Origin of the sequence: Halorubrum sp. AS12 (assembly GCF_051122765.1) — an archaeon.
GTDB classification, from domain to species: domain Archaea; phylum Halobacteriota; class Halobacteria; order Halobacteriales; family Haloferacaceae; genus Halorubrum; species Halorubrum trapanicum.
On the sequence record NZ_CP185385.1, the window covers coordinates 2,627,901 to 2,639,428 of the forward strand.

Sequence of the window (11,528 nt, forward strand, 5' to 3'; positions counted from 1 at the left end):
GCAAAAACGTCTCACGTCGAGTCGCCGCTCGGGTCCATTAACCCAGCAGATATCGCAGCCCCGGGGCGTTCCTCACCAGTTCCGTCTCCTCTAACGCCCGATCGACCCCGACGATTCGCCCGGCGCCCCACGCACCGAGACCGAACAGCAGCAGCATGTAGACGAAGGAGCTGTCGATGAAGTAGCCGTTCTCCATCGGGAACCCGGCCGTGAGCCCGCCCTGCCACGCGGCGGTCCAGAACATCGACATCATGATCGCGCCCATCAGCGCCGCGAACCGGAAGAGGACGCCGAAAAGCAGCGCCAGACCGATCAGTATCTGTCCGAACACCACCATCGGGTCGATGATCGCGGCGTACTCCGCGAAAAAGAGGAACAGTCCCTGAAGCGGGTTGGCGTCGGCGACCGCGTTCTGGAGGAACCCGACCGAACTCCACGCGAGCGGGTCGCCGAGTCCGCCCTCGAACAGCTTCTCTAACCCGGCCTGGAGAAACACCCACGCCATCACGGCCCGGAGACCGAGCATGGAGTACGCCAGCCACGTCTCCGAGTAGTTGAACTCCACGTTGCGGCCGAGTAGCTCCGCGCGGAGCGTCCGTTCAGACGGTTGTGTTGCCATCTCTGTGACACCTACCTGAGAGAGACTCACACGTCAGTAATAATCTACCGCCCGATCTGATACCCGTCAGTTTTCGACCGAGAACAAAAGAAAACTACTGCGCATACCGGTGTGCCGGACGGAGCTGTGGACTGTCCCGACCCCCCGAACGGTCGAACGGTCGACCGCCTCAGAACGTCTCGGCGACGGCCGCGACGACGGCGTCCTCGACGGCGTCGCGCTCGCCCGAGAGGAACTCGATTTTCCCCTCCCGGACGCCGGCGGTGGCGATGTCCGCGTTCGGCGCGAGTTCGGCCGCGCGGTCGGCGACGTCGCGGACCGACACGCCCGCCGTCGTGCGCACGTACAGCTCGTCGGTGCCGACGCCGACCGTCGCGAACGGCTCGCCGTTGGCGCGCCGCCGGTGGAGATCGTCCAAGAGGAGCGGCGTCGGCGGGAAGTCGTACCGGTGGGTGTAGCCGTCGGTGTCGAGCAGCGCGAACTCGACGCCGTCGACCGCCTCCGTCACGACGTTCGCGTCCGCGGTCTCGATCTCGGTCTCCAACTTCTCGCGGAACTGCTCGGAGACGTGCGCCGCGAGGTTGCCGCCGTCCGAGAACAGCAGGTCCGCGATCAGTTCGCGCTTGTCCTGGTACGACTGGTAGTACGCCTCCAGCGCGACCGCCTCGCGGAGCTCCGCGACGCGCTCGGCGTCGTAGCCCGCGTCGCGCGCGAGGTCGACGTACCGCTCGGGGGCGTCCGCCCAGTAGCCCACCGCGGGCAGGTGCCGGAGGTCCGCGCGGACCTCGTCGTTGATCGCGGACGCCAGCGAGGCGACGAGCGCGCCCGTCGAGAGCGTCTCGTCGCCGTCGACGTCGGCCAGCTCCGGCGAGACGAGCGTGTCGACCGCGTCACGCGTCTCGGGGTCCGCGACCGCGGCGTCGACGACGACCGCGTCGACCCCGTACACCGACAGCAGGTCGATGCCGTCGGCGGACTCGGTCGTCGAACCGGTGCCGACGAGCAGGAACAGCGGGAGCTTCTCGTCGTGGCGGTCGCGGTCCTGGAGCATCCGGGTCGCGTCGTTGGTGGCCGCGTCCATCCCGTACACCGGCTCGTCGAGCGGGCGGCGGGTGAAGTAGTGGTACTCGGCGTCGCTCTTCGCGTGCTCGTCGCGGATCAGCGGGAGGACGGCGCGTTCGACCGCGGCGCCCGCGACGTAGCCGTCGGCGGTCGCCGGGTGCCGGACGACGATCGGCCGCGATTCGAGAATCGCGCGCCGGACCGCCTCGGCCGCGTCGAGCAGCCCGTCCGCGAGTTCGGCGACCGTCTCGTCGCCGGCCAGCGGCTGGAGCCCCTCGGGGCGCGCTTCGTCGGTGAGCGCCTCGGCGATGCGGCGGCGGACCGTCTCGGCCTCCTCGCCGTCGAGGAGGACGAGCGCCTCGGACTCGACCTGGATGTCGCCGCGGTGGCTCTCCACCTCGCCGTCGACCCGCACCGCGTCGCCGACCTCGACGTCCGGGTGCGCCCGGACGCCCGGCTCGACGAAGGCGGCCACGTCGACCGCGCCCGTCTCGTCGCTGACCTCGAACACCGTCGGGCCGCCGGTCTGGCGGACGCCGACGACCTCGCCCTCGATCCGGATCGACTCGCCGACCGCGTCTCCGAGTGTCGTGATCGAGACGCGCTCGCGGTCCGCGTCGGGTTCTTCGTCCACGGCGGTGTCGGACTCTTCTCCAGCGTCGTCCTCCCCGTCCGCGGCGTCGTCTTCCTCGTCGCCGTCGGAGACAAACTCGGTGTCGTCGGTCTCGTCGGACTCCGCTCCCTCGTCACCGGACACAACGTCTTCGGTCCCGTCGATCCGGTCGTTCTCGTCGGACTCCGCCTCGGACTCGGACTCGTCTCTCGGTTCGAGTTCCGAAGCGGTGGCGTCGTCGCCCTGCTCCGGGGATTCGACGGTCCCTTCTGTTTCCTCGGTGTCGTCGCCGTCGTCGCCCGCCTCCTCGTCGAGGAGGTGTTCCCCGAGGACTCCTGAACGAGGACGCCCCGGAACTCGCGGTCGGCCTGTCGGATCGACCAGCCGAGGTCGACGTTGCCGTTGTCGCGGACGCCCTTCACCTGGACGAACACCTCGTCGCCCGGCTCCCAGTCGAGGCTATCGAGGCGCCGGTCAAGCTCGGAGCGGTGTAACAGTCCGGTGACGCCCGGCGCGAGGTCGACGAACACGCCGAACTCGGCGTACCCGTCGACGACGCCTCGGTAGAACCGGCTCGGAACGAGACCGTCCGGGGAGTCACCGCGAAAGTCGAACACAACGTCTTCCTGGTGCGAGTCGCAGACGCGACCGCCCCCGACGTCGGTGCCACAGATGATACAGGATCCCATTTGAGTACACCGAGTGTCTCGGGCCTAAAACGGTTGTCGAAAGCCCGCTGGGGGTGCCGCGAGCGGCCGGCGAGTCACGCGACGAACAGCGTCCGCGCCGCGGCCACGACGCGGTACCCCACGCCGTAGCCGAGCGCGGCCGGCGGAAGCGCGGCGACGACGGTTCGGACCGGTCCCAGCCCGTGGACCGCCCGGAGTCCGACGAACAGCAGGACCGCGGCGTACGCGCCGCAGACGACCCTGAGTTCGGGAACAGCCGGTCCGGCCAGCGCCATCGGGGAGCTGGCGTACGCGACGGCCTGAACGGTCTCGCTCACGCCGCCGCGGTCGCGGAACCCGATCCCGCCCGCGAGTTCGAGGCTCGCGAGCACGACCGAGAGGGTCGCGACCGCGGCCGTCAGGTGGAGTCCGACCGGCGCCGCCAGCGCGACCACGACGAGGAAGACGACGAGACCGGACAGCGCCGGCGACGAGGGGACGACGCCCGGCACCGCTCCGGGGTCCGTCGCTATCGCCCCGAGCGTGAACGCCGCGGCGACCGCGACGGCGAACGTCAGCGCGGGGGCCTGATCGCCGGGCGTGATCCCGTTCGCGAACGCCCGCCGCGGTCGGACGAGCACCTCGATCCAGGTGCGCGCGATGCCGCGAAGCCCGCGCGGGCGACCGCCCGTCGAATCGCTCATCCGAGACGTCACGGCCGGGATTCGGCCGCGTGAAATAACCCGTTTCCGGTTCGGTCCGCGAACGTTCGTCCGATTCGATCCGTTCCTGTTCGGTCCGGGAATGTCCGTCCAGTCCGGTCCGCGAACGTCCGTCCGGTTCGATCCGGGCGTGTCGGCCCCGACTGCTCAAACTTATCAGCGCTGATACGCGGCGCACAAACCCTTATACCGGTGCCGTCTGACTGACGGTCGAATGGCCGCGTTCCGAAGCGACGAGCGAGGGTTCACCCCGCTGGCGGGGACGGGACTGCTCGTCGGGATCGTCGTGCTGCTGCTCGCCATGGTCGGCGCGGCGGTGTTCGGGCTCATCGACAACGTCGCCCCGCCGGACGCCGAGTTCGAGGGGGCACAGGAGAACGGTGAACTCGTCGTCGTCGCGCTCGGTCCCGATCCGGTTCCCGCCGAGGAGCTGTACGTCCGCGGCGAGGACCCCGACGGAAACGTCCAGTTCGGCGCGTGGCCCGGTGACGGCGTTGTCCAACCGGGCGACCGGGTCCCCATACCCAACGCCACCGGCAACGAGAACTTCGAGGTGGTCTGGGAGCCGGTCGCGTTCGACACTCGCGAGACGCTCGGCAGCTACGACGGCGAGGACTCCGCGATCCAGGAGTGGAGCGAGGAGAACGGCGGGGGTACGCCCGGCGGCGGCATCGGCGCCTGACGCCGGGCCGGGCGGGCGGTCGTGGGGAACGCCCGCCCGCGAGCGCTCACTCGACAGAGACCAACTCACCGCGCTCGTCGGCGCGCTCGATCGCCGCCAGCACGCGCTGGACGTCGTACCCGTCAGCGAACGACGGCTCGAACGTCCCGCCCTCGGCGACCGCCGAGAGAAACTCGTAGTTCTCGTGGACGAACGTGTGTTCCCACCCGATCACGTGACCGGGCGGCCACCAGTGGTCGACGTACGGGTCCGACTCCTCGGTGACCAACACTGTCTCGTAGCCGCGGTTCCCCTCGCGGAGCACCTCCAGTTCGTTCAGCCGCTCTAAGGAGAACTTCACGCTCCCCTTCGAGCCGTGGACCGCGATCGTGTGGTCGTTCTTGTGCCCCTCGGCGACGCGGCTGGCCTCGAAGCTCCCCGTCGCGCCCGACTCGTAGGCGACCTGCGCGCCGTAGGCGTCGTCGACCGTCACGTCGCGGTACTCGGCTACTTCCCCGTCCTCGTCGTAGACGGGGCGCTCGTCGACGAACGTCGTCAGCTGCCCCGAGAGGCGCTCTATCCCGCCGACCGCGTCGCCGACGAGGAAGTTCGCGAGGTCGATCGTGTGCGCGCCCAGGTCGCCGAGCGCACCGGAGCCGGCCATCTCGGCGTCCATCCGCCACGCCCACGGCGCCTCGGGGTCGACGAGCCAGTCCTGGAGGTACCGCCCGCGGACCTGCCGGATCTCGCCCAGTTCGCCGTCCTCGATCAGCCCCTTCGCGTACCGGATCGCTGGGACGAACCGGTAGTTGAACGCGGCGCCCGTCGGCACGTTCGCCGCGGCCGCGGCGTCGCGCATCGCCGCGGCCTCCTCCAGGGTCGGCGCGAGCGGCTTCTCACAGAGGACGGGAACACCCGCTTCGAGGGCCGCGATCGACGGCTCCGCGTGGACGTGGTTCGGCCCGAGGTTGTAGAAGACGTCCACCTCGTCGAGCGCGTCTTCCCAGTCGGTCGCGGTGTGCGCGAACCCGAACCGCTCCGCGGCGTCCGCCAGCGCCCCCTCGTCGCGCCCGACGAGCGTGTGCCGCTCGACCTCGGGCGCGTCCGGGAAGAACATCGGGAGTCGCGCGAGCGCGTTCGCGTGTGCCCTGCCCATAAACCGATACCCCAAGACGCCGATATTAAGCGCCATACGTGGCCGTTCTGCCGGCACCGGCTTAGCTGTTCTCACGTCTCTCGGAGGGTATGTGATCATTGTTCACACGCACCGTGATATTCATGTATCACCGCGTGAATCCACAGTCGTGTCAGTCACCGGACGCAGGCTCGGAGGGTCGCTGGCTCGGCGGGCGGTCAGGCCGGTCGCCGTCTTCCTGCTGGTCGTCGGCGGCGGGATCGGCGGGTTCGTCTCGCTCGCGGGGATCGGACCGATCGAGGCGGCGTTCTGGCTGATCGACCCGGCGAGCATCAGCGTCCACTATCAGGCCCGCGCCAGCGACGGCCGGGAAGTGAAGGCGTTCGCTACGGTCGTCTTCGGGTCGCTGGTCCTCGCCGGGGTCTGGATCGGCGAGACGGTTCTGACGACGGCGTTCGGCGGACGGATGCGAGAGGGATTAGAACGAATCCAGACCAAACGAGCCATCGACGAACTCGACGACCACGTGATCATCTGCGGCTACGGCCTGTTCGGGCGGACCGTCGCCAGGCGACTTCGCGAACAGGGGCGACCGGTCGTCGCCATCGAGCGCGACAGGGACACCTTCGAACGCATCGACACGGAGTCGGTGTTCCCCGTCGAGGGCGACGCCAGGAACGAGGCCATGCTCCACGAGGCGGCGATCCGCGACGCTGACGCCGTGGTCGCCGCCATCGACGACTCGAACGCGAACATCCAGATCGCCATCACGGCGAGCGGGATCGCCCCGGACGTGCGGCTCGTCGTCCGGGTCGGCGACGACGACTACATGTCGGTCGCGCGCCGGGCCGGTGCCGACGAGGTCGTCATCCCAGAGGTGCTGAGCGGCGAGGACGTGAGCGACTCGCTGTGACCGGGGGTACTACGCCCAGTAGGCGTCGCCCGGCTCCGTCTCGAAGACGGCCCGGTTGAGCACGCCGACCGCCTTCTCTAACCCCTCGCGCGAGGAGGTGAGCGAGTCCTCGTGTTCGATGGAGAGCGCGCCTTCGTAGCCGACCATCCGGAGCGTCGAGACCACGTCCTTCCAGTGGTCCTCGCCGTGGCCGTAGCCGATCGAGCGGAACAGCCACGAGCGGTCGGGTTCGGCGGTGTACGGCTCCGTGTCGAGCACGCCTTTCACGCGCGCGTTCGCGTCGTACACTTTGGTGTCCTTCGCGTGGACATGGTGGATCGCGTCGCGCTCACCGAGGAACCGGATCGCCTCGGACACGTCGATCCCCTGCCAGTAGAGGTGCGACGGATCGAAGTTGGCGCCGATCCGCTCGTTCGTCGCCTCTCGGAGCGCCAGCATGCCCGTCGGCTCGTACACCAGCATGTTCGGGTGCGATCTCGATGGCGACGTCGACGCCGTGGTGGTCAGCGTGTTTCGCCAGATCCTGCCAGTAGGGAATCGCGACCTCGTCCCACTGGTAGTCGAGCGCGTCGGCGTGCTCGGTCGGCCACGGCGCCGTGACCCAGTTCGGCGTCGAGTCGTCGGGCGCGCCCGCGGGGAGTCCCGAAAAACAGGTGACCGTGCCGGCGTCCAGCTGATCGGCCAGCTCGATCGCCTCGCGGAGCTCGCGGTCCGCCGCCGCGGCCCGCTCCTCGTCCGGGTGAAGCGGGTTGTTGTGCGTCGCCAGCGCGGAGATCCGGAGTCCGTGGTCCTCGAGCAGCTCGCGCAGGTCCTCGCGCGCCGCCCTGTCGCCGAGGAGCGTCTCGCGGTCGACGTGGTCCTCGCCGGGCCACCCGCCGACGCCGAATTCGACGGCGTCGACGCCGATACCGTCGAGGTACGCGACCGCGTCGCCGATCGGTTCGCTGCCGAGGGGAACCGTTAGCACGCCGATATCCATGCGCGGGGCTACATCGACGTCCCGCATAAGCCTTCAGGAAGCGCCGCCGGGGCGCTCGTCCGTCGTCAATCGTCACCCACAGACACCGCCTCGCGTTCACACCGCGAGCCGCGTCTCTCCGCCGCGAACCGCATGAGGTTTTAACGGGTGGAACGCGTATGAGGTGGTATGGGAATCCTCTCGCGCGCCTCCTACGTCATCCGCTCGAAGGTGAACGCCCTCCTCAACCGGGCGGAAGACCCGACCGAATCGCTCGACTACTCGTACGAACAGATGCGCGACGAGCTTCAGGACGTCAAACAGGGGATCGCCGATCTGACGACCCAGAAGAAGCGCCTGGAGATCCAAAAGCGCAAGCTCGAGGAGAACGTCGAAAAGCACAACCGGCAGGCCCGCGAGGCGGTCCAGCAGGACCGCGACGACCTTGCGCGCAAGGCCCTCGAAAAGAAGAAGTCGAAGATGGCCCAGATCGAGGAGCTTGAGGGCCAGATCGCCGACCTGAACAACACGCAGGAACAGCTCGTCGAGAAGAAGAACAAGCTCCAGAACCGCATCGAGGAGTTCCGGACGAAGAAGGAGACGATGAAGGCCCGCTACGAGGCGGCCGAGGCGTCCACTCGCGTCTCGGAGGCGATGACCGGTGTCGGCGACGAGATGGAGGACGTGAGCCGCTCTATCGAGCGCGCCGAGGAGCAGACCGAGGAGATGGAGGCGCGCTCGGAGGCAATGGACGAGCTGGAGGACTCCGGCGCGTTCGAGGACGCCCTCTCCGATAAGGACAGCATCGACCGGGAGCTGGAAGGTCTCTCGACGAACAGCGAGGTCGACGCCGAGCTGGAGACGCTCAAGGGAGAACTCGGCAAGGGCGAGTCGTCGAACGGCGACGTCGACGTCGACGTCAGCGACGAGGAGGTCGACGCCGAGCTCTCCGACATCGAAGCGGAGATCGACGGCGACGACCTCGAAGCCGACCTTGACGGTAGCTCGGAGGACAGCGTCGACGAGGAGCTCGACGTCGAGATGGAGGAGTCCGAGGCCGACGCCGACGAGCAGCGGAACTGACGCCGCGCCGGACGGTTGGTCCTCGCTTTTGTCCCCGCTTTCGTTTCTTACTCCGACCGGAGCCGCGCGCCGGTCCCCGCGCGGTCCTGCTCGTCGAGCCGGATCTCGCCGTTCGGGAGGTCGACACCTTCGTACGGGTCCTCGGCGAGCAGCAGGGAGCCGTCGAGGTCGGCGTAGTCCAACAGCGGCGCGAGCTGCGCGGCCGCCGCGATGGAGGCGTTCGACTCGATCATACAGCCGCACATCACTTCCAGCCCGTGCGCTCGCGCGGCGGCGACCAGCCGCCGCGCCTCCAGCAGGCCGCCGGTCTTCATCAGCTTCAGGTTCGCGATGTCACAGCGGTCGGCGATCGCGGGCACGTCCGCCGCGGTCACGCAGGACTCGTCAGCGGCGATCGGTAGCTCCGACCGCTCGTAGACGTACCGGAGCCCCTCGGGATCGTCGGCCGGGACGGGCTGTTCGACGAACTCCACGTCGCGGTCGGCGAGCCACGCGCTCTTCGTCACCGCCTCCTTCGGCGTCCACGCCTCGTTGGCGTCGACGCGCAGCCGCGCGTGGGGCGCGGCGTCGCGGACCGCGTCGATCAGCTCGCGGTCGCGGTCGGTACCGAGCTTGATCTTCAACACGTCGTAGCCCGCCTCGACGGCGTCGGCCGCCTTCTCGCGCACGCGGTCCGTCTCGTCGAGTCCGACCGTGAACGACGTCTTCGGCGCGTCGCTCGGGTCGAGTCCCCACAGGCGGTGGAGGGGGACCCCGAGCCGCTTCGCCGCGAGGTCGTGGACGGCGATCGAGACGGCGCAGCGGGCGGCGGGGTTGCCGTTCACGACCGCTCGCAGTTCGGTCTCGATCGCGTGGAGCGCGTGGGGGTCGCCGACGCGCTCGACCGCGTCGAGCAGGTCCGGCAGCACCGCTTCGGCGGTGTCGGCGGTCTCGCCGTAGTGGGCCGACGGCGCCGCGCCGCCGATCCCGGTCATCCCGGCCTCGTCCGTCACGCGGACGACCACGTTCTCGGCCTCCGTCTGGGTCCCCCGAGAGATGGTGAACGGGTTTTCGAGCGGCAATGAGACCCGCTCGAACTCGGTTTCGAGGCTCATTCGGCGTTTGCCTCCGATTCCCTTTGACCGTCGTTCCCGCCGAGTCCCGCGTCGAAGGCGGCGTCGACGATGGCGCCCGCGCCGTGGCGCACCGGGTCGGCGGCCGGGACCCCGACCTCGTCGGCGAAGTCGGCCACGGCGTCCGCGGCGGCCGCGTCGTCGGCCACGTCCTTCGTGTTGAGCGCGCCGGCGACGACGCTCGCCTCGTGGACCGGCGCCGCCATATCCTCGTAGAGGTCGACGTAGTCTGCGATCGGCGGGAGGTCGAACGACTCGTAGCCGTGGACGACCTCGCGGCCCGCGGCGTGACAGAGGACGAGTCCGTCGGCCATCGACCCGTGGAGGATGCCGCAGGTGACCGCGGAGTAGGCGGGGTGGACGATGCTGCCCTGTCCCTCGACGACGAGCAGGTCGTGGTCGTCACCGACCGCGACGAGCATCTCCTCGACCGCGCCCGCGGCGAAGTCGGCGACGACGCGGTCGATCGGGTTCCCCCACCCGGCGATCATGATCCCGGTCTGGCCGGTGGGGACGAACGCGGCGTCGATCCCGCGCTCGCGGGCGGCCGCGACGATCTCCAGCGACGCGGTCATCTTGCCGACCGAGCAGTCGGTGCCGACCGTGAGCAGCACGTCGGCGTCGACGTCCCCCGACGCGCCGGTCGCCACCGTGAGGTCGTCGTCCGGTTTCCGCACGTCGACGAGGTCGACGCCGTGGTCGTCTGCCAGCGCGGCCAGCTCGTCGTCCTCGTTCAAGAAGTAGTGAAGCCCGCTCACCACGTCGCAGCCGGTCTCGATCGCGTCTTCGACGTCCGACCGCCACGACTCGTCGAAGCCGCCGCCGATCGGCGCGATCCCGATGTAGAGGGCGTCGAGGTCGCCGTCGGCGGCCGCGTGCGCGTCCGCGAACGACTCGACGATCGGCGCGTCGGCGACGTCCGAGACGTGATCGCGGACGCGGTCGCCGGCGCGGTCGCGGTCGAGGACGGCCCGGACGTCCTGGTCGCCGTAGCGCAGCACGCCGAGCGCGGTCTTCGCGCGGTCGGGGAACTTCTCGTGGGCGAGGACGGCGATCCGCTCGTGGTCCATGGTGGGTCGCTCGCCCCGGGAGTTCTTAAAAGAGTCGAGGGTCGGCCGCGCGGCCGACTCGACCGCGGCGATTCCATCGGTCGAGACTTCGACCATCGCTGCGACATTTATAAACGAACTGCGGTGGCGCGTGCCTGCGAGCGGCCGCCCCCGGCGGCCGCGAGTCAGCACGCGCGAGGGAGTCGGGCGGCCGGAGCAAAGCGGAGGCCGGCCGACGAGGCTGGGGAGGTGTGAGGCGCTGTGCGGTTGCGGTGCGGGGCGGGACTCAAAGGGGCAGCCGTGAGGCGGGCGCAGGCGACGCAAGCATCGCAGGGAGCGAACGAAGTGAGCGACCGAGGAGCGCAGCGAGCGTGCGCCCGCCTCGCGGCTGGGGCTTTGGCGGTGTTCGCCGTCGATCTATTGTCAGCTATTTATAAGCGATCGGCTGGGGCTTCCTTTAAAAGAACGACAACGGACTCAAAAACCCGTATTTAAGCGCTGCCGTCGACGAACTGCTCTGCGCCCTCGTAGAACCAGTAGCCGTTCTCGCGCATCGCCCTCCCGAGCTCCTGGTGGAACTCGACGAAGTCCGCGAACTCCTCCTGTTCGACGTGCTCGAAGATCTCCTCAACGGAGACGACCGTCTCGTAGTCGATCCGGATCGGGTGGTCGCCGTACTGCTCGACGTACTCCGCGGCCGAAAGCGGGAAGTCCTCCTCCTCGTCGATCTTCTTCGCGAGCACGGCGTGGCCGTACTGCCGCATGCCCTCGCTCCCCTGCTCGCCGTCGGGGTCGTGTGGCCAGTCCATACCGACCGATCCGCCGGATCGGGGATAGTGGTTTCGGATGGGGCGGTCGATCGGTCCGGCGGCCCCGCGGCTCAGTCCCGCCAACCCCACGGCTCGGTCCCGCCGACCCCGCGGATCGGTCCCG

9 protein-coding genes and 2 pseudogenes are annotated in these 11,528 nt (G+C 69.3%); 3 read left to right on the plus strand and 8 right to left on the minus strand.

Going from position 1 to position 11,528, the window contains the following annotated elements:
* Positions 1-37: 37 nt before the first annotated feature.
* The 3 genes and pseudogenes from ACODNG_RS13405 to ACODNG_RS13415 all read right to left on the minus strand — a co-directional run bounded on the left by ACODNG_RS13405 (position 38) and on the right by ACODNG_RS13415 (position 3,666).
* Positions 38-619 (minus strand): DoxX family protein, encoded by a 582-nt coding sequence (locus ACODNG_RS13405; RefSeq protein ID WP_434521710.1) that lies wholly within the window; start codon positions 617-619, stop codon positions 38-40.
* A gap of 169 nt (positions 620-788) precedes the next feature.
* Positions 789-2,983 (minus strand): annotated as a pseudogene (locus ACODNG_RS13410) (DHH family phosphoesterase).
* A 74-nt stretch (positions 2,984-3,057) separates the two neighbouring features.
* Positions 3,058-3,666 carry a YIP1 family protein gene (locus ACODNG_RS13415; protein WP_434521711.1) on the minus strand — a complete coding sequence of 203 codons (609 nt, stop codon included), beginning with the start codon at positions 3,664-3,666 and terminating at the stop codon, positions 3,058-3,060.
* 232 nt (positions 3,667-3,898) lie between these two features.
* On the opposite strand from ACODNG_RS13415, the gene ACODNG_RS13420 reads away from it, so the two are divergent.
* A complete protein-coding gene (locus tag ACODNG_RS13420) occupies positions 3,899-4,366 on the plus strand; it encodes a type IV pilin (protein WP_434521712.1) in 468 nt (155 codons plus the stop codon).
* A 46-nt stretch (positions 4,367-4,412) separates the two neighbouring features.
* On the opposite strand, the gene ACODNG_RS13425 is transcribed toward ACODNG_RS13420, so the two are convergent.
* A complete protein-coding gene (locus tag ACODNG_RS13425; protein WP_434521713.1) occupies positions 4,413-5,537 on the minus strand; it encodes a Gfo/Idh/MocA family protein in 1,125 nt (374 codons plus the stop codon).
* 112 nt (positions 5,538-5,649) lie between these two features.
* Between ACODNG_RS13425 and ACODNG_RS13430 the strand changes: the two genes are divergently transcribed.
* The gene (locus tag ACODNG_RS13430; protein WP_434521714.1) at positions 5,650-6,393 is read left to right on the plus strand and encodes a potassium channel family protein; all 744 of its coding nucleotides are present in this window, start codon (positions 5,650-5,652) and stop codon (positions 6,391-6,393) included.
* 9 nt (positions 6,394-6,402) lie between these two features.
* Here the strand turns inward: ACODNG_RS13430 and ACODNG_RS13435 are convergent.
* Positions 6,403-7,372 (minus strand): annotated as a pseudogene (locus tag ACODNG_RS13435) (sugar phosphate isomerase/epimerase family protein).
* Positions 7,373-7,540: 168 nt separating this feature from the next.
* On the opposite strand from ACODNG_RS13435, the gene ACODNG_RS13440 reads away from it, so the two are divergent.
* The gene (locus ACODNG_RS13440) at positions 7,541-8,434 is read left to right on the plus strand and encodes a PspA/IM30 family protein (RefSeq protein ID WP_434521715.1); all 894 of its coding nucleotides are present in this window, start codon (positions 7,541-7,543) and stop codon (positions 8,432-8,434) included.
* Between the two features lie 47 nt (positions 8,435-8,481).
* Here the strand turns inward: ACODNG_RS13440 and ACODNG_RS13445 are convergent, their stop codons facing one another.
* The 3 genes from ACODNG_RS13445 to ACODNG_RS13455 all read right to left on the minus strand — a co-directional run bounded on the left by ACODNG_RS13445 (position 8,482) and on the right by ACODNG_RS13455 (position 11,404).
* Positions 8,482-9,528 (minus strand): dipeptide epimerase, encoded by a 1,047-nt coding sequence (locus ACODNG_RS13445; protein WP_434521716.1) that lies wholly within the window; start codon positions 9,526-9,528, stop codon positions 8,482-8,484.
* Positions 9,525-10,616, minus strand: coding sequence for a DUF1611 domain-containing protein (locus ACODNG_RS13450; RefSeq protein WP_434521717.1), 1,092 nt, complete (start codon positions 10,614-10,616; stop codon positions 9,525-9,527). The genes ACODNG_RS13445 and ACODNG_RS13450 overlap by 4 nt, the downstream gene beginning before the upstream one ends.
* A gap of 470 nt (positions 10,617-11,086) precedes the next feature.
* Positions 11,087-11,404, minus strand: a complete 318-nt coding sequence (locus tag ACODNG_RS13455; protein WP_434521718.1) for a DUF5785 family protein — start codon at positions 11,402-11,404, stop codon at positions 11,087-11,089.
* Positions 11,405-11,528 lie beyond the last annotated feature (124 nt).